The sequence below is a fragment of the Pseudonocardia hierapolitana genome (genome assembly GCF_007994075.1).
Classification (GTDB): Bacteria; Actinomycetota; Actinomycetes; order Mycobacteriales; family Pseudonocardiaceae; genus Pseudonocardia; species Pseudonocardia hierapolitana.
The window spans coordinates 6,819,016-6,835,490 of sequence record NZ_VIWU01000001.1 but is presented as its reverse complement, the minus strand read 5'-3'; the positions used below and the strand labels follow the sequence as shown (position 1 = coordinate 6,835,490).

The 16,475-nt window shown below is 72.0% G+C and carries 16 protein-coding genes; 8 read left to right on the top strand and 8 right to left on the bottom strand.

What is annotated here, in order from left to right:
* Positions 1–13: 13 nt before the first annotated feature.
* The 4 genes from FHX44_RS32255 to FHX44_RS32240 form a co-directional block, all read right to left on the bottom strand.
* Positions 14–1,318: an SLC13 family permease gene (locus FHX44_RS32255; RefSeq protein WP_147259230.1), complete on the bottom strand. Its 1,305-nt coding sequence runs from the start codon at positions 1,316–1,318 to the stop codon at positions 14–16.
* Between the two features lie 154 nt (positions 1,319–1,472).
* Positions 1,473–2,186, bottom strand: coding sequence for a FadR/GntR family transcriptional regulator (locus tag FHX44_RS32250; protein ID WP_147259229.1), 714 nt, complete (start codon positions 2,184–2,186; stop codon positions 1,473–1,475).
* Positions 2,187–2,246: 60 nt separating this feature from the next.
* Positions 2,247–2,912 (bottom strand): hypothetical protein, encoded by a 666-nt coding sequence (locus FHX44_RS32245; protein WP_147259228.1) that lies wholly within the window; start codon positions 2,910–2,912, stop codon positions 2,247–2,249.
* Positions 2,913–3,056: 144 nt separating this feature from the next.
* Positions 3,057–4,031: a helix-turn-helix transcriptional regulator gene (locus FHX44_RS32240; protein WP_147259227.1), complete on the bottom strand. Its 975-nt coding sequence runs from the start codon at positions 4,029–4,031 to the stop codon at positions 3,057–3,059.
* A 61-nt stretch (positions 4,032–4,092) separates the two neighbouring features.
* Between FHX44_RS32240 and FHX44_RS32235 the strand changes: the two genes are divergently transcribed.
* Together FHX44_RS32235 and FHX44_RS32230 are read left to right on the top strand one after the other, a co-directional pair.
* The gene (locus FHX44_RS32235) at positions 4,093–4,665 is read left to right on the top strand and encodes a DinB family protein (RefSeq protein WP_147259226.1); all 573 of its coding nucleotides are present in this window, start codon (positions 4,093–4,095) and stop codon (positions 4,663–4,665) included.
* A 1-nt stretch (position 4,666) separates the two neighbouring features.
* Positions 4,667–5,104 carry a VOC family protein gene (locus tag FHX44_RS32230; protein ID WP_147259225.1) on the top strand — a complete coding sequence of 146 codons (438 nt, stop codon included), beginning with the start codon at positions 4,667–4,669 and terminating at the stop codon, positions 5,102–5,104.
* Between the two features lie 16 nt (positions 5,105–5,120).
* Here the strand turns inward: FHX44_RS32230 and FHX44_RS32225 are convergent, their stop codons facing one another.
* Together FHX44_RS32225 and FHX44_RS32220 are read right to left on the bottom strand one after the other, a co-directional pair.
* Positions 5,121–5,468: a hypothetical protein gene (locus tag FHX44_RS32225; protein WP_147259224.1), complete on the bottom strand. Its 348-nt coding sequence runs from the start codon at positions 5,466–5,468 to the stop codon at positions 5,121–5,123.
* A 213-nt stretch (positions 5,469–5,681) separates the two neighbouring features.
* On the bottom strand, positions 5,682–7,421 hold the full coding sequence (locus tag FHX44_RS32220) for a sigma-54-dependent Fis family transcriptional regulator (RefSeq protein ID WP_147259223.1): 1,740 nt from the start codon (positions 7,419–7,421) through the stop codon (positions 5,682–5,684).
* Between the two features lie 142 nt (positions 7,422–7,563).
* On the opposite strand from FHX44_RS32220, the gene FHX44_RS32215 reads away from it, so the two are divergent.
* The 3 genes from FHX44_RS32215 to FHX44_RS32205 all read left to right on the top strand — a co-directional run bounded on the left by FHX44_RS32215 (position 7,564) and on the right by FHX44_RS32205 (position 11,212).
* Positions 7,564–9,078, top strand: coding sequence for a flavin-containing monooxygenase (locus FHX44_RS32215; RefSeq protein ID WP_147259222.1), 1,515 nt, complete (start codon positions 7,564–7,566; stop codon positions 9,076–9,078).
* A gap of 13 nt (positions 9,079–9,091) precedes the next feature.
* Entirely contained in the window at positions 9,092–9,907 is an 816-nt protein-coding gene (locus FHX44_RS32210) for an alpha/beta fold hydrolase (RefSeq protein WP_147259221.1), read from the top strand.
* A 132-nt stretch (positions 9,908–10,039) separates the two neighbouring features.
* Positions 10,040–11,212, top strand: coding sequence for a serine hydrolase domain-containing protein (locus tag FHX44_RS32205; protein ID WP_147259220.1), 1,173 nt, complete (start codon positions 10,040–10,042; stop codon positions 11,210–11,212).
* 9 nt (positions 11,213–11,221) lie between these two features.
* Here FHX44_RS32205 and FHX44_RS32200 read toward each other — a convergent pair whose 3' ends face one another.
* Positions 11,222–11,623 carry a nuclear transport factor 2 family protein gene (locus FHX44_RS32200; RefSeq protein ID WP_147259219.1) on the bottom strand — a complete coding sequence of 134 codons (402 nt, stop codon included), beginning with the start codon at positions 11,621–11,623 and terminating at the stop codon, positions 11,222–11,224.
* 421 nt (positions 11,624–12,044) lie between these two features.
* Here FHX44_RS32200 and FHX44_RS32195 point away from each other — a divergent pair, with 421 nt between their 5' ends.
* From FHX44_RS32195 to FHX44_RS32185, 3 genes are read left to right on the top strand one after another with little or no spacing between them, the layout of a single operon-like run.
* Positions 12,045–13,481 carry a GntP family permease gene (locus FHX44_RS32195; RefSeq protein ID WP_147259218.1) on the top strand — a complete coding sequence of 479 codons (1,437 nt, stop codon included), beginning with the start codon at positions 12,045–12,047 and terminating at the stop codon, positions 13,479–13,481.
* Between the two features lie 43 nt (positions 13,482–13,524).
* The gene (locus FHX44_RS32190; RefSeq protein ID WP_147259217.1) at positions 13,525–14,751 is read left to right on the top strand and encodes a CaiB/BaiF CoA transferase family protein; all 1,227 of its coding nucleotides are present in this window, start codon (positions 13,525–13,527) and stop codon (positions 14,749–14,751) included.
* The gene (locus tag FHX44_RS32185) at positions 14,748–15,713 is read left to right on the top strand and encodes a hydroxymethylglutaryl-CoA lyase (protein ID WP_147259216.1); all 966 of its coding nucleotides are present in this window, start codon (positions 14,748–14,750) and stop codon (positions 15,711–15,713) included. Before FHX44_RS32190 ends, FHX44_RS32185 begins: the two co-directional genes overlap by 4 nt.
* On the opposite strand, the gene FHX44_RS32180 is transcribed toward FHX44_RS32185, so the two are convergent.
* Positions 15,679–16,464: an IclR family transcriptional regulator gene (locus FHX44_RS32180; RefSeq protein WP_147259215.1), complete on the bottom strand. Its 786-nt coding sequence runs from the start codon at positions 16,462–16,464 to the stop codon at positions 15,679–15,681. The genes FHX44_RS32185 and FHX44_RS32180 overlap by 35 nt on opposite strands.
* Positions 16,465–16,475 lie beyond the last annotated feature (11 nt).

The following is a 16,475-nucleotide window of genomic DNA, read 5'->3' as shown; positions in this document are numbered from 1 at the left end:
GAGCTCACCCCTTTCAGACCACGCCGGTGACGACGAAGGCGACCCAGGCGAGAAGCGGCCCGGCGACGGTGACGATCACGCTGTAGCCCAGGATCTGCTTGTAGAACCGATCCTCGGGGATGCTGTCCGGGCGGTTGGCGACCATCAGCGCGCCGTTGGTCGAGAACGGGCTGACGTCGACGATCGTCGAGGACACCGCGAGGGCGGCGACCACCGCGACCGCGCTGATGTCGCCGGAGGCGACCAGCGGGATCGCGATCGGGATGATGATCGGCAGGAGCGCCGTCGACGAGGCGAACGCCGAGGTCACGCCGCCGACGTAGCACAGCACCAGCGCGCCGACGAGCACCGTGCCGAGCCCGGCGGCCCAGGTGCCGACCGCCTCCGGGGCACCCGCCGTGCTGAGGATCGTCGCGAACGTGCTGACGCCGGCGACGAGAAGCACCGTCGACCACGCGATCTGCTTGATGGCGCCCTTCTGCTCCTTCGGGAAGAGCGCGGTGAGGATGACGGCCGCGGTGATGGCGGTGAATCCGATGTTCCGCTCGAACACCAGCGCCACGAGCGCCACCGCGACGAAGGCGACCAGGGTGATGACCTGGTCGGTGAGGATCCTCCGGCTGCTCTTGACCACGGGCGGCGCCGTCGCCACCCCACCGCCGGACGCGGGCGGGGAGGGCTCGACGGCCGACTCCTCGCCCTCGATCCGCCGCCCCATCAGCTCGCGCCCGCCGAGCACGAGGAACAGCACGACCGCGATGGCGAGGTTGAAGAGCAGGCTCGCCAGGAAGATCGCCTCCTCCTGCACGGGCAGGCCGTTCTCCCGCATCACCGAGTTGGTGATCACCCCGTAGATGCTGATCGGCGAGAACCCGCCTGCCTGGGCGCCGTGCACGACGAACATCGCCATCATCAACGCGTTGATCCGGTGCCGCCCGGCGAACCCGAGGGCGATCGGCCCGACGATGGCGCAGGCGGCGGGGCTCGCGGCGCCGATCGCGGTCAGCACCGCGGTGACCGCGAACATCACCCACGGGACGAGCCCGACCCGGCCGCCGACCAGCCGCACCGCGCCCCGGACGATCAGGTCGACGGTGCCGTTGTTGCGGGCGATGGCGAACAGGTAGGTCACACCCACCAGCGTCAGCACCAGGTCGCCGCTGATGCCGTCGATGATCTCCCGCTCGGAGAGCCCGAGGGCGTACATCCCCACGAACCACGCGGCGACGAAGCCGAGCGCTCCCATGTTGATCGGCAGCACGGTGCCGACGACGAACAGCGCGACGAGCGCGATGATGGACAACCACTCTGCGGACATGATCGTTCCCTGGGTCTCCGGGGCCGGGCGGCCCACACGAGGCGCGTCATCGTTGACTGAGATCACGCGTGGCTGAGTGGCCTAGCCAATAGGTCTCTGGGTCACTTGTCAAGGGCAGGCGTCAGCCAGGGAAGAGACCGGAGAGAACGTCAGATCACTCGTCGCGCAGCAACGCGACGTCGGAAACCGCTTCGATGTGCGCGGCCATCGCCGCGCCCGCGCCCGCCGAGTCGCCGTCGCGGATGGCGTCGGCGACCTTGCGGTGCGCGTCCAGTGACTCGCGGGGGCGGCCCGGTTGGGAGAGCGACTCCACGCGGCTCTCCCGGATCAGCTCGGAGATCTCGGCCATGAGCCGGGCGAGCAGGCCGGAGTGCGCCGCGGCCGTCACGGCGGCGTGGAACTGCTCGTCGCCGGCCACCCCGCGGCCGCCGCCCTCGATGTCGCGGCTCATCCCGTCGAGCGCGGCGTCGATGGCGGCGAGGTCGTGGTCGGTGCGCCGCTTGGCGGCGAGCCCCGCGAGCTTGACCTCGAGGGCCTCGCGGGCCTCGATCACCTCGCGGAGCCGGTGGCGCCGGGCGTGCAGCGCGGCGAGCACCTGCCGCTCGGCGGGGATGTCGCGGATCACCGCGCCGTCGCCGTGCCGGACGTCGATCACACCCTGGACCTCGAGCGCGACGAGGGCCTGGCTCACCGTCGCCCGGCTGACGGCGAGCTGGGCGGCGAGCTCGCGTTCGGGCGGCAGCCGGTCGCCGACCTTCAGACCCTCGGTGTGGATGTGGTCCAGCAGCCGCTCGACGAGCTGCTCGTACAGCCGGGTGCGGGCGAAGGGGCGCAGTGCGTCCCTCCGGCGCCCGGGAGCTGCGGTCACGGTCGACGTTCCTCTCCGGCTGTCATCACCCCGAAGAGTACAGGTGACCTACTGGCTAGGTCAGTGCGCGCGCCGGTAGGCGACGACGCCCGCGACGACCGTCCACACCATCGACAGCAACCGCCCGACCGGAAGGGCGATGCTCGCGTAGTAGATCACCAGCGACAGCACGGACAGCACGGCGATCCCGCCCGCGACCAGACCGAACCAGCGGGTGGGTGCGCCGAAGAGCCGTTCGCGGCCGAGCACCAGCGCCGAGCCGAGGACGAACACCCCGAGCGTGACGACGCTGAGCACGCCGCCCGCGTAGAAGCTCGCCTGGCGCAGGGCCAGGACCGCGGCGTCGCTCGCCGACGTCACGATCATCGCGAGCGTCACCGACAGCACGGACGAGAGCACCATCGCGGCGACCGACAGGTAGCCGACACGCGGGAGCCACGCGGTGCCGACCGCGCGCAGGGCAGGCGCGAGGAAACCGACGAACACCGCGAGGCAGACCACGGACAGGACCTGCAGACCGGCGGTGAGCCCGACGGCGAGGGGGTTCGCCGCGTAGAACGCGGCCACCTCCGAGGCGGGTGAGCCCGGCAGCGGCAGCGGGCGATCGGCGACAGCGCCGGACACCGGGCTCACCGCGAGGTACGCCCCGAGGAACCCGACGGGGGCGAGAACGCCTGCGGCGAGGTCCGAAGCGGAGCGGTTCCGGGACGAGGCGGGGACGGCCATGGTGCATCTCCTTCGATGGGATCGGAGTGCTCACGATCCGGAATCGGGCACGCCTGCGCGTCCCGCCCGGGAGGCGATCCCGGGTACCGCGCCCGCGGTATCCGCAGGTGCCGTCCTGCGCTCCGGGAGGTACGGCGGCCGGAGCTAACGCACCGTCCCCGCCATCGCGGCGACCCGGCGGGCGAGCCGGGCGGCGGCCTCGCGCAGCTCGGGAGGCTCCAGCACCTCGGCCTCGAAGCCCAGCCGGGCGATGTGCACGGCCAGCCAGTCCAGGTCCACCCCGCCGACGACGAGCACGCACCACCCGTCGCGATCGTCCTCGACGCGCCCCACCTGCGGCGGCACCAGGTCGCGCACCTCGTCGGGCCGCGCGTGCAGTCGCACCCGGGCGAGGTAGCGGTACGGCGCCGCGGTCACCGACCGCTGCACGTAGGAGACCGGGTCCGGGTGCTCCCTGGGCCGGAAACGCCACGTCGTCGCCGTCACGTCGCGCATCCGGTCCAGCCGGAACGTGCGCCAGTCGCCGCGGTCGACGTCCCAGGCCATCAGGTACCAGCGGCGGCCGGTGGCGACCATCCGCACGGGCTCGACCGTGCGCTCGCGCTCCTCGCCGGCGTCATCCCCCCTGCGGCTCGCGTACCGGAACCGCACCCGCACGGCGTCGCGGCAAGCCCGCGCGAGCGTCACCAGCAGCTCCGCGTCGATCTCGACGCCCGGGCCGACGAGGGTCTCGGTGGCGCCGTGGACCGCCCGCACCTCGGCGCGCAGCCGGGGCGGCATCACCTGGTCCAGCTTCGCGAGCGCCCGCAGCGCCGCCTCCCCTGCCCCCGCGACCGTGCCACCGGACGCCATCCGCAGGGAGACCGCCGTGGCGATCGCCTCCTCGTCGTCGAGGAGCAGTGGCGGCAGTCGCGTGCCCGCGCCGAGCTGGTAGCCCCCGCCGACGCCCGCGGTCGCGTGCACGGGGTAGCCGAGCGCGCGCAGCCGCTCCACGTCCCGGCGCACCGAGCGGTCGGTGACACCCAGCTCGGCGGCGAGCTCGGCAGCCGTCCACGACGGCCGGCGCTGCAGCAGCGCCAACACCCGCAGCACCCGCTCCGTGGTCGCCTCGACGGACACGCCCTCATCGTTCCACGAATCACGGAAGGCACCTGTCCGCTATTCGCGAGAGGCTGCTGCCGTGACCGACCAGACCTGGAACTCCCTGCTCCGCGACCAGATCGACTGGCACTGGACCCACCAGCTGCGCGATCGCCTCGACGGGCTCGGCGACGACGAGTACTTCTGGGAACCGGCGCCCGACAGCTGGAACGTGCGCCCGCGCGGCACCGGCACCGCGCCGGTGCAGGCCGGGTCCGGGGCGATGACCATCGACTTCGCGTTCCCACCGCCCGACCCGGCACCGCTGACGACGATCGCATGGCGGCTCGGGCACGTGATCGTCGGCGTGCTGGCGATGCGCAACGCCGCGCACTTCGGTCGCGCCCCCACCGACTACCAGTCGTTCGAGTACGCGCCGACCGCGGCCGCGGCGCTGGCCCAGCTCGACGAGGAGTACGCCACGTGGCTCGCCGGGGTCGAGTCCCTCGGCGAGGCCGGGCTCTCCCGTCCGTCGGGTAAGGCCGAGGGCCCCTACGCCGAGCTCCCCCTCGCCGCGCTCGTGCTGCACATCAACCGCGAGCTGATCCACCATCTCTCCGAGGTGTGCCTGCTCCGCGACCTCTACCTGCACACCAACCGAAAGGCCGGCTGACATGACGCGCGACGTACAGATCACCTTCGACTGCGCCGACCCGGCAAAGCTGGCGGCGTTCTGGGCCGAGGTGCTCGGATACCGGCTGCAGGACCCTCCCGAGGGCTTCGAGTCGTGGGAGCAGGCCCTGGATGCGCTGGGCGTACCACCGGAGCGGCGCAACGACGCCTCGGCGGTGGTCGACCCCGAGGGCTCGCGACCACGGCTGTTCTTCCAGCGGGTGCCGGAGGGCAAGCAGGCCAAGAACCGCGTGCACCTCGATGTTCGGGCCGCGCCCGGGCTCGCAGGCGACGCACGGATGGCGGCCCTGGAGGCGGAGGCCGAGCGGCTCGTCTCCCACGGCGCCACCCGGCTCGAGCGCCACGAGCCCGCTCCCCCGCTCGCCGGTGGTCACATCGTCATGGCCGACCCGGAGGGCAACGAGTTCTGCCTCGACTGAGATGCCGTGCGGCCGCTCACAAACCGACGGACCGGAACAGGCCTGCGAGCCAGATCAGGAAGTTGCTGACCACGCCGGGCGGGGTCGGGGTGCCCGAGCCCCCGGAGGGTGGCGGGGTCGCGCCGGTCGCCGCTGTGCCGCCACCCGTGCCGCCGCCCGCGGCACCGGCGGCGCTGCCGGAGGCCGCCGACCGGTCCCCGCCGTCAGTGCTCGGGCAGAGCAGCTCCTGCAGGCCGACCGGGAGGTGGGCACACGCCTCGCCGCCCGTGCCGCCGTCCGAGGACCCCGTCGACGCCGCAGGAGCGCCGGTGCCGGGAGCCGCGATCGCGGTGCCGGGTGCGAGGAGCAGCATCGCCGCTGCCATCGCAGAGCCTGCCGCAAGACCGGCCGCTCGCATCATGTCCCCTGACCCCCTCCTGAGCAGTTCCGCAGAACGCACGAACACGCTACAACTGCGCAATTCCCCGGGCAACGCGCTCGAATTCCCTCCGATCATTCATTCCCCGTTTCGGGATGAGGCGGGGCGCTCGTCCGGCGGATCGTGCTCCGCGTGGCCGCCCGCCGGCCCGCCGGTGGCTCAGACGGTGATCCCGTACTGGCGGATCTTGCGGTAGAGCGTCGAGCGGGCCAGGCCGAGCGCGGCGGCCGCGGCCACCCGGTTGCCCCCGGCGTCGCGCAGCGCGGTCACGATCGCGTCGCGTTCGAGCTGGTCGACGGGCCGCAGCGTGCTGCGCGGGGCGCTGTGGCAGAACTCGGGCAGGTCGGCCGCCTCGATGCGCCCCACCGGACGGCGGCGCAGCGCGGACGCGAGCGCGTCCCTGAGCTGGCCCACGTTGCCGGGCCAGTCGTAGCGGCCCAGCAGCCGCAGCGCGTCGCGGGACAGCCGCACGTCACGTCCCGGGGCCAGCTCGGCCAGCAGGGCATCGACCAGCACGGGCAGGTCTCCGGTGCGGTTGCGCAGCGGTGGCACCGTCGCGGACGTCCGGAACAGCGCCAGCAGCGCGTCGTGCGGGGTCTCCGCGGTGGTGGCGGCGACGGACGGCGCAATGCCGCCACCGAACGCCCCGAGGAGCGCGTCCACCGCGGCGCCCGACAGGCGGTCGACGTCGCGCAGCACGGGCAGGACGGACGGTGACTCCGGCCGCAGGATCGTCGCGGCCACGTCAGCCGGGGCGGCCTCGACGTGCTCGGCCTCGATCCCGACGACGCGCCCCGTCTCGTGGGTGCGCCGGTAGAGCTCGGACAGGAGCGTGAACCGCCCGCTGCCGGGCTCGCCGATGACGAGGACCGCCGAGCCGGCACGCAGCGCCCGCGCAACCGTCGCCGATGCGGCACGCCAGGCGCCGGACCCGCTGTCCGCCGCTCGAACGGCCCGCGCGAGCGGCCCCGCGCTGCCGTCGACCTCGTTCAGCACCGACACCACCGCGACCATCCCGGCGACACCGCCACCGGCGGTCACGGTCGAGCCACGCAGCCGCACCCTCGCCCCGGACGGCAGGTCGACCCGGTCGTCGACCCCGGGGTGGCGGAGCATGACGAACCGCACGTGGTCCTGCAGGGCCACCATGTCGCCCGCGTCGAGCAGGGTCTGCATCGGCGAGTTCGCCATCACCGTCCGCGGCCCGACGGCCAGCACGGCCTGCCGGCTGCGCCCGTCCACGCGGGCGTAGGCGTCGAACAGCGCCTGCTGCTGCTGGTTGCGGTCCGCCAGCAGGTTCTGCTGGATGCGGGCCGCCGCCGACCGGACGAGCGAGTGCAGGATCGGCGAGGAGTTCTCGCTCAGGCAGCTGATGTCCAGCACGCCCTCGATCCGGCCGGTGAACGGGTCGCGGATCGGGGCACCGGCACAGGCGTAGGGCTGCAGGCTCTCGACGAAGTGCTCGGCGCCGACGATGTGCACCGACTCGCCGAACTCCAGGACCGTCCCGACGCCGTTGGTGCCGACCGATCCCTCGGCGTAGCCGAAGCCCTGCGCGAAGTACTGGCGGTCCGCGACGCGGCCGAACAACGGGCTGCTGTCCCTCCGGACGAGCAGCCGGGCCCGGTCGTCGGTCAGCGCCACGCACGTGGGGATGTCCGCGATCTGCTCGGCGAGCTGCTCGATCACCGGCCGCGCGCAACGGACGAGGCGCGAGCCGACGTCGAGGTCGGCGTGGTACTCGGTGGTCACGACGCCCGGCTGGACCCCGCTGGCGACGCTGCGCCGCCAGGACGCCGCCACGTGGTCGGGCACCCCGCGCAGATCCGCGTCCGCGCGCTCGAGGAACTCGGCGCGGGCGGAGACGAGCAGGTGCCGGCGAGCCGCGAGGTCTCCCACCCGTCCGCACCTCCTCGTGCCTTCATCACATGGTGCGCCCGCGGTCAAGGACCGCGGCTGTCCGATTTTGGGACAGGACACGTTCCGAGAGTGCCGCGTACGGTGATCCACGTCACGACGTCCACGCGCCGAAGGGCGAACCATGACGACTGCACCAGGGACAGCGCCGCAGCAGGACATCGCCGGGATCCAGGACGGCGGCCACGTCGACGTCCTGATCGTCGGGGCCGGGGTCTCCGGGATCGGGGCAGCGCACCACCTGCGGGACCGGTTCCCCGACCGCACGTTCGTCATCCTGGACGCGCAGGACAACCGGGGCGGAACGTGGTGGACCCACCGGTATCCGGGGGTGCGCTCGGACAGCGATCTGTTCACCTACGGCTACCGGTTCAAACCGTGGCGCGGCCCGTCGATCGCGGAGGGCAAGGAGATCCTCGCCTACCTCGACGAGGTCATCGACGAGGACGACCTGCACCGCCACATCCGCTACCGGCACCGGGTCACCGCGGCGAGCTGGTCGTCGGAGGATCGGCGCTGGACCGTGGAGGTCACCCGGGAGGACAGCGGGCAGAGGCTGCGCTTCACCACCGGCTTCCTGTGGATGTGCCAGGGCTACTACAACCACGCCAAGCCCTATCAGCCCCGGTGGAAGGGCATGGACAGGTTCCAGGGCGTGATCGTGCACCCCCAGAGCTGGCCCGAGGACCTCGACCACACCGGCAAGTGCGTCGTCGTCATCGGCTCCGGTGCCACGGCGGCCACGCTGATCCCCGCGATGGCCGACAAGGCCGAGCACGTGACGATGCTGCAGCGCTCCCCCTCCTACTACTTCGCGCCGCCGGTCACCCACGAGCTCGCCGTGACCCTGCGCCAGCTGGACATCCCGGAGGAGTGGACGCACGAGATCCTGCGCCGCCAGTACATCTCGCAGCAGCAGTGGCTGACCCGGACGTCGCTCGAAGCGCCCGACGAGGCGCACGCGTTCCTCGTGGAGTCGATGCGCCCGCTGCTGCCCGAAGGTTTCGACATCGAGAAGCACTTCACCCCGCAGTACCGGCCGTGGCAGCAGCGCATCGCCGTCGTCCCGGACGGCGACCTGTTCGCGGCCCTGCGCGAGGGGAAGGCCTCGATCGTCACCGACACCATCGAGGAGTTCACCGAGAAGGGCATCCGGGTCGGCTCCGGGGAGGAGATCGAGGCCGACATCGTCGTCACGGCCACCGGCTTCAACCTGTCCGCCTTCGGCGACGTGGCGTTCACCGTCGACGACGAGCCGGTCGACTTCACGCAGCGAGTCACCTGGCGCGGCATCATGATCAGCGGCGTGCCGAACATGGCGTACGTGTTCGGCTACTTCCGGCACAGCTGGACGCTGCGGGTGGACCTGGTCACCGACCTGGTGGACCGCCTGTTCCGGCACATGCAGGACAAGGGCGCCACGGTGGTGGTCCCGACGCTGCGGCCGGAGGACGCCGACATGGAGATCCGGCCGTGGTCGGATCCGGAGAACTTCAACGCCGGCTACGTCATGCGCTCCCAGCACGTGCTGTTCAAGCAGGGCGACCGCGAACCGTGGACCCACATGATCGAGCACGAGCAGGAGATGGAGATCCTGCCGAAGGCCGACCTCGACGACGGATCACTCGCCTACCGCTGACCTGGAGGTCCCCATGCCCGTGCAGGCCGTTCGCACCGGAGTCTCGCTGAACTACGAGGTGAGCGGCGAGGGAGATCCCCTCCTGCTCGTGATGGGCACCTCCGGCTCCATCCCGCTGTGGGGCGAGCTGGTGCCCCGCCTCGCCGAGCGCTACCAGGTCATCGCCTTCGACAACCGAGGACTCGGGGGCAGCGAGCGCGGCGAGGGCCCGATCACCGTCGCGTCCCTCGCGGAGGACGCCTCCGCGCTGCTCGAGGCGCTCGAGGTGCCGAGGGCGCACGCCATGGGCTGGTCGCTCGGGTCGGCCATCGTGCAGGAGCTCGCCCTGGCGCACCCGCTGCAGGTCGCGTCGGCCGTCCTCTACGCCACCTGGGGCCGGTGCGACGGCTACCAGCGCGCGATGCTCTCCGCGCTCCGGCTTCCCTACGCCGTGCGGGACATGGAGGCCGCGCTGACCGTCGCAGGGCTGGCGTTCTCCCCCGAGCTGATGGATCGCCCGGACGTCCAGCAGCTGTTCGAGCCGATGTTGCCGGCCTTCCCCCAGACCGAGGCCCAGATGGCGGTCACCGTGGAACAGTGGGACGCCGACCTCGCGCACGACACGCTCGACCGCCTCGCGGACATCGAGGCGCCGACCCTGGTCGTCGTCGGCGAGCAGGACCTGCTGACCCCGCGGCGGCAGTCGAAGGCGGTCGCCGACGCCATCCCCAAGGCCCGGTACGAGCTGGTGACCGGGCCGGGGTCGAGCCACGGCCTGCACATCGAGCGACCCGACGACCTGGTGCGGATCGTCACCGGCTTCCTCGACGAGCACCGGATCCTGGCCTGAAGAGGGGGTGCATGCGGGGGATCCGGCCCAACACCCGGCTCCGGTGCGGGATCGTCGCGGTGAGGTGCACGTCATCGGGGCCGTGCAGCCGTCCCGGGGCGTGCGGTCGATCGCCGGCCGAGGGAGGTCGAGATGGGCAAGTCCATCGACGGGAGCGCCATCGACGAGGTCCTGCAGGGCGCCGTCCGCGCGGGCGCCGTTCCGCACGTGGCCGCGATCGCCGCGGATCGCGACGGGATCGTCTACGAAGGCGGTGCGGGGGTGCGGGCCGTCGGCGAGAGCGACGACCGGGTCTCGACGTCGACCCAGTTCCGGATCATGTCGATGACCAAGATGGTGTGCACCGCCGCCGCACTCCAGCAGGTCGAGCGGGGCGAGCTGGAGCTGCAGGCGCCGGTCGACGCCTACTGCCCCGAGTTCGCCGACGTGCAGGTCCTGGAGGGCTTCGACGGCGACACGCCCAAGCTGCGCCCCGCGGGCGGCCGGGCCACGGTGAGGCAGCTGATCACCCACACGACGGGCCTGGGCTACTGGTTCTGGAACGCGGACATCGCCAAGTACGAGAAGGTCACCGGGCTGCCGAACGTGGTCCCGGGATCGGCCGAGGCGTTCAAGGTGCCGATGGTCGCCGACCCGGGTGCGCGCTTCGAGTACGGGATCAACACCGACTGGCTGGGCAAGGTCGTCGAGGCCGTCGCGGGGCAGACCCTCGACGTCGTGATCAAGGATGGGATCACCGGGCCGCTCGACATGGGCGACACGATGTTCCGCCTCGACGAGGCCCGCCGGGAGAACTGCGTGACCGTGCACCTCAGGGGCGCGGACGGGGCGTGGACGTCGGCCGGCGAGATCCTCAACCAGAACCCCGACTGGTGGGCGGGCGGCCACGGGCTCTACTCGACCCCGAGGGACTACATCCGGTTCGAGCGGGCCCTGCTCCGCGGCGGCGAGCTCGACGGCGAGCGCATCCTCGCGCAGGACACCGTCGACGCGGCCTTCTCCAACCAGATCGATGATTTCGACTTCCCCGCCGAGATCCTGACGGCCGACCCGCCGACCTCGAACTCGCTGCGCGTGGGGCCGGGCTGGAAGTGGGGCTACGGCCTGCTGCTGAACACCCAGGACGTCCCCGGACGCCGCAGGGCGTTCACGGGAGCGTGGGCGGGGTTGCTCAACACGCACTTCTTCGTCGACCGCACGACCGGAGTGTGCGCATCGATCTACACCAACTCACTGCCGTTCATCACCGAGGAGGCCTGGAAGCTGTACGGGGACTTCGAGGCCGCGCTCTACGCCTCGCTCTAGATCCACGGCTCAGCGCGCCTCGGCGCCCTTCGGCAACGGGGTCGGCTGGTAGGCCAGCAACCGCCACGTCCCGTCCGCACGGACCCACACGGCCAGCGCGCGGTTGGCGAGCGTCTTGCGGGTGCCGCCCGCGGTGATGTCCGCGTGCATCTCGCCGATCACCAGCGCCGTGTCGCCCTCGACGACGATCCGGTCGATCGGGTGGTCGATCCGGTGGTAGTCGTAGTAGCCCGACTCGAGCTTCTCCCGGTAGGAGTCGAGGGTGTCCACGCTGCCGGTGGAGTGCGTGTAGGTCAGCTCCGGGTGGGAGAGTCCGGCGAACGCCTCGACGTCGCCGCGCACGACGGCGTCGTAGCGGGCGTCCTCGAGCGCCCGGATCGTCGCCTCGATCTCGGTCTCCGTGCCGGTCATCGGCTCGTCTCCTTCGTCCGAACGCCTGCACGGCGACGCCCGCGGCGTCGGGGTCCGGCAACGCCCTCTCCTTGTACACGACGTACGGGACGCCCCGCTGCGCTTGTGCGCAGCACCTCGTAGGAGACCGCGCGATCGAGCCCGCCGCCCTCGGCGATCAACGGACAGATCAGCCCCAGGGGCGGCCGCGTGCCCGGCCGCGCCGACGTTCCTCCCGCACGAGCTCCTCGACGGCCCCGGGCGGGTCGTCGAGGAATCGATCAACTCGGCGCGCGCACGGGCCGCGGCCTCAGACACGCCAGCTTGCTCACATCGTGGATGTGTGCTCATATTGTGAGCAACCTGGTCCGGGCGGTGGCATCCGTCCGACGTCAAACCTCGCTCCGCTCAACGCCGAGCGCACACAGAGGAGAACAAGCCGTTGTCCGACACCGTGGTCTTGATCAACACCGGGGTCGCCGTGCTCGCGGTGGTCCTGCTGATCGTCCGGTTCAGGCTCAACCCCGTCGTCGCGCTCGTACTGGGCTCGGCCTACCTGGGGCTCAGTACCGGGCTGGGCGTCGAGGGCACCGTGAAAGCGATCACCGGTGGATTCGGCGAGATCATGGCCGAGGTCGGGCTGTTGATCGCGTTCGGCGTCCTGACGGGCGCGATCCTGCAGGAGATCGGCGCGATCGAACGGCTCGTCGCCACGCTCCTGCGGGTGTTCGGCCCCAAGCGGATGCCCTACGCCCTGTCGGTCACGATCGCGACGGCCCTCCAGTCGATCTACCTCGACGTGCTGCTCGTGATCTCCGCGCCGCTCGCGCGCAACCTCGCCCCGCGGATCGGCAAGCTGGGTCTCGCCCGGATGGCGACCGCGCTCGCGATCGGGCTGGAGTGCGGGATCGTGCTGATGGTCCCCGGCGTCGGCACGCTGGCGCTGGCCGGCCTGCTCGGCGTCCCGCTGGGCAAGATGCTGGTCTTCGGCCTGATCCTCGTGGTGCCCACCGTGATCATCGCGGTCGCGATCATGTCGTTCCTGTTCCGGAAGGGGTGGTGGGATCCGGCGAAGGACGAGGGTCGCATCGACCAGGCGGCGATCGAGGACGGCGAGGAATCCGCCCCGCAGCCCCGCCCCGGGGTGACGTCCGCGGAGCGACCGGACGACGCCGGCGCCCCGGCCGCGGTGGCCGTCGACGTCGCCGCGGATCCTGCCGTCGAGGAGCGCCGGCACGTGCGGCTGATCGTGCTCTTCGCCCCGCTGCTCGGTGCGCTCCTGCTCATCGGGGTCGGCGCGATCACCGAGATCGCCGCGTTCCAGAACCCCGTGGTCGACTTCTTGTCGGAGCCGGTGATCGCGCTGCTCCTGGGCATGGTCGGCACCAGCCTCGTCGGGCGGTACACCGCGGGCCGCAAGCGGATCGAGCGGGCGATCGGGGCCGGCTTCCGCGAGAGCGGCCAGATCCTGATCCTCACCGCGGTCGGCGGTTCGCTCGCCGCCACGATCAAGGAGGCCGGGCTGGGTGACATCCTCGGCCAGTACTTCACCGCGCAGACCGCGGCACCGCTGCTCATGGTGTGGGTGATCGCCGCAGTTCTCCACGTGGCCGTCGGCTCGGTGACGATCTCGGCGATCACGGCCGCCGGCATCCTCGCCCCGGTCGCCCCCGTCATCGGGCTCGACCCGGTGCTCATCGCGCTCGCCGCGGGCGCAGGCTCGCTGTTCGCGGTGCACGTCACGAGCAACACGTTCTGGCTGCTCCAGTCGCTGATGGGCCAGACGACCCGCGGCACGCTCAAGACCTGCTCGGTGGGTGTCTCGATCGCCTCGGTCGTGGCGATCCTGCTCGTCCTGCCGCTGAGCCTGGTCGTGTGACCCCGACGGAGAGCAAGAGGGCCGGAACCCGAGAGAGGACGCAATGGACGACGCCCCGATCCAGCCCCTGCGCGGCGTGCGGGTGCTCGAGCTCGGCAACTACATCGCCGCACCGACGGCGGGGAGACTGCTCGCCGACTTCGGTGCCGAGGTGATCAAGATCGAGCGCCCCGGCACCGGGGACGAGCTGCGCAACTGGCGGCTGTACCAGGGGACGACCTCCCTGCTCTACCGCACGATCAACCGGGGCAAGAAGTCGGTCACGCTCGACCTGCGCACGCCGCAGGGGCGCGACGTCGTGCTCGATCTCGTACGCCGGTGCGACGTCCTGCTGGAGAACTTCCGTCCCGGCACGCTCGAGAAATGGGGGCTCGGCCCCGACGAGCTGAACGCGGTCAACCACGACCTGGTGATCGTGCGGATCTCCGCCTTCGGGCAGACCGGTCCGTTGGCGGAACGGCCCGGGTTCGCGGCGGTCGCAGAGGCCGTCGGCGGGATGCGCGAGCTCGTCGGCGAACCCGACCGTCCACCGTCGCGGGTGGGCGTCTCGATCGGCGACTCGATCGCCGGCCTGTACGCCGCGTTCGGTGCCGTGATGGGCCTGTTCCGGCGCCGCGCGGGGACCGGCACGCCTCCGCTGGCGGAACGGATCGTCGACGTCGCGCTCAACGAGGCCGTGCTCTCCATGATGGAGTCGCTCGTGCCCGACCACCTCGCCTACGGCGTGCACCGCACCCGCACCGGCGGCCGGATGGAGGGGATCGCCCCGTCCAACTCCTACCCGTGCGCAGACGGAACGAGTGTGATCATCGCCGGCAACGGCGACGGGATCTTCCGGCGCCTGACGACCGTGATCGGCCGCCCCGACCTCGGCGAGGACCCCGCTCTCGCCTCCAACAGCGGGCGCTGGACCCAGCGCGAGCGGCTCGACGAGGCGATCGGCTCCTGGACGGCCCGCCTGCCCCGCCCTGCGGTGCTCACCGCGCTCGACACCGCCGGGGTGCCAGCAGGCCCCGTCTACACGGCCGCCGACATCGTCGAGGACGAGCAGTACCGCGCGCGCAACATGATCCAGTACTTGCCGGTCGACACCGGGGAGGGGCAGCAGCGCGAGATCGGCTTCCCCGGGGTCGTCCCGGTCATCGGCGACGTCTCGCTGCCGGTGCGCAGCCTCGGCCCCGATCTCGGCGAGCACACCGCCGAGGTCCTCTCGGGCCTGCTCGGTATGGACGAGGAGGAGATCATGGTGGTCAGCGGGGCGCGGTCGTGACGGCGGTGGAACTGCGCGACGTGACCCTCCGCGACGGGCTGCAGCTCACCGGCAAGGTCCTGCCCACCGCCCGGAAGGTGGAGATCGCCCGCGAGCTGCTGCGCCTCGGCGTGCCGAGCCTGGAGATCGGCTCGATGGCCCGGCCCGACCTCGTGCCCGCGATGAGCGGCACGCTCGACGTCGTCGCCGCCCTGACCCCTGAGGAGCTCTCCCGCTGCTGGATCTGGGTGGCCACGCCGCGGCACGTGGAACGGGCGATCGCGGCGGGCGCGGTCAACGTGCAGTACTGCTTCTCCGCCTCCGACGCGCACAACCGCGCCAACATCGGCCGCTCCACCGAGGCGAGCCTGGAGGCGATGCCTGCCGCAGTCGAGCTGGTCCGCGCCGCGGGTGGGCGCATCCAGCTGTGCATCGCGACGTCGTTCACCTGCCCGTTCGAGGGGGCGGTGGCGCCGGAGCGCGTGCTCGCGATCGCGAACGACCCGCGGGCCGCCGGTGCCGAGGACGTCGTCGTCTGCGACACGCTCGGCCAGGCGACGCCTGCCGAGGTGGCGCACCTCGTCGGACGCGTGCGGCGCGAGACCCCGCCGCGGCGGATCGTGTTCCACGGTCACGACACCTGGGGTCAGGGCGTGGCCAACAGCCTCGCCGCCGTGAACGCGGGGGCGCAGGTCGTCGACGGCAGCCTCGGCGGGCTGGGTGGCTGCCCGTTCGCCCCCGGCGCGAGCGGCAACACCGCCACAGAGGACCTCGTGTTCGGCACCCGACCTGACTGGCTCACGCCCGGCCGCTTGGCCGGGCTCGTCGCGCTGGGGGAAGGCCTCCTCGCCGAGCTCGGGGAACCGAACCGCTCGAAGGCCGCGCAGGGTGCACGGTCGCGGGCCACGGCGTTCCCCTGGACGATCGCTAGTGCCCCGGTCCGGGGCACTAGCCGGGGGGGCGACCACCCAGCGTGCGCGTGAGCTTCTCCGCGGCCCCGACGAGCAGGTCGACCCACTCCTCGCAGCGGGATCGCGGCATCCGGATGGTCGGGCCGCTGAGCGCGAGCGCGCCGACGAGCTCGGTGGACGCGTCGAAGACCGGGGCGGACAGGCCCGAGGAGCCGTCCTCGCGCTCGGCGGTGGTGATCGCGTAGCCGTCTTTGCGCGTCTGCGCGACCAGCTCCCGGAGCAGCTCCGGGTCGGTGACGGTCGTGTCCGTGATCGACTCCAGCGGCTGGGAGAGGATGCGCTCGGCGAGCTCCTCGTCCCAGGCCAGCAGGACGCGCCCGGCCGAGCCCGCGTGCAGCGGGAGGAGCTTGCCCACGTACATGTCGCGACGCAGGGCGTGGCGCGTCTCCGCCATCGCGACGCACACGCGGAAGCCCTGCTCCTCTCGGAAGAAGCAGGCCGTCTCCCCCGTGGCGTCGCGGAGCTCGCGCAGCACCGGGCTCACGATCGTGAGCACGTCGACGCCCTTGACGGCCGGCGCAGCCCAGTACGCCATGCGAACCCCGATGCGGATCTGGTCACCGGTCCGGTCGAGCAGCCCCTGCGCCACCATGTTGGTCACCAGCCGCTGCACCGTGGAGGTCGGCATGCCGGTGGCCTGCTGGATCTCCGACAGCGTGAGCGACGGGCGGGCGAGCGAGAACGCGTCGAGGATCTCGGTGATCTTGCCCAGCACGAGCAGGGGCTTCTGGCTCGTCGAGGTGGCGCCTTCGTCCGCCGACATGACACGAATCT

Excerpts from the sequence above, each read along its gene's own strand:
- FHX44_RS32255 (WP_147259230.1), bottom strand. The coding sequence starts at position 1,318 with ATGTCCGCAGAGTGGTTGTCCATCATCGCGCTCGTCGCGCTGTTCGTC.
- FHX44_RS32215 (WP_147259222.1), top strand. The coding sequence starts at position 7,564 with ATGACGACTGCACCAGGGACAGCGCCGCAGCAGGACATCGCCGGGATC.
- FHX44_RS32190 (WP_147259217.1), top strand. The coding sequence starts at position 13,525 with ATGGACGACGCCCCGATCCAGCCCCTGCGCGGCGTGCGGGTGCTCGAG.
- FHX44_RS32245 (WP_147259228.1), bottom strand. The coding sequence starts at position 2,912 with ATGGCCGTCCCCGCCTCGTCCCGGAACCGCTCCGCTTCGGACCTCGCC.
- FHX44_RS32210 (WP_147259221.1), top strand. The coding sequence starts at position 9,092 with ATGCCCGTGCAGGCCGTTCGCACCGGAGTCTCGCTGAACTACGAGGTG.
- FHX44_RS32180 (WP_147259215.1), bottom strand. The coding sequence starts at position 16,464 with ATGTCGGCGGACGAAGGCGCCACCTCGACGAGCCAGAAGCCCCTGCTC.
- FHX44_RS32225 (WP_147259224.1), bottom strand. The coding sequence starts at position 5,468 with ATGGCAGCGGCGATGCTGCTCCTCGCACCCGGCACCGCGATCGCGGCT.
- FHX44_RS32205 (WP_147259220.1), top strand. The coding sequence starts at position 10,040 with ATGGGCAAGTCCATCGACGGGAGCGCCATCGACGAGGTCCTGCAGGGC.
- FHX44_RS32230 (WP_147259225.1), top strand. The coding sequence starts at position 4,667 with ATGACGCGCGACGTACAGATCACCTTCGACTGCGCCGACCCGGCAAAG.
- FHX44_RS32200 (WP_147259219.1), bottom strand. The coding sequence starts at position 11,623 with ATGACCGGCACGGAGACCGAGATCGAGGCGACGATCCGGGCGCTCGAG.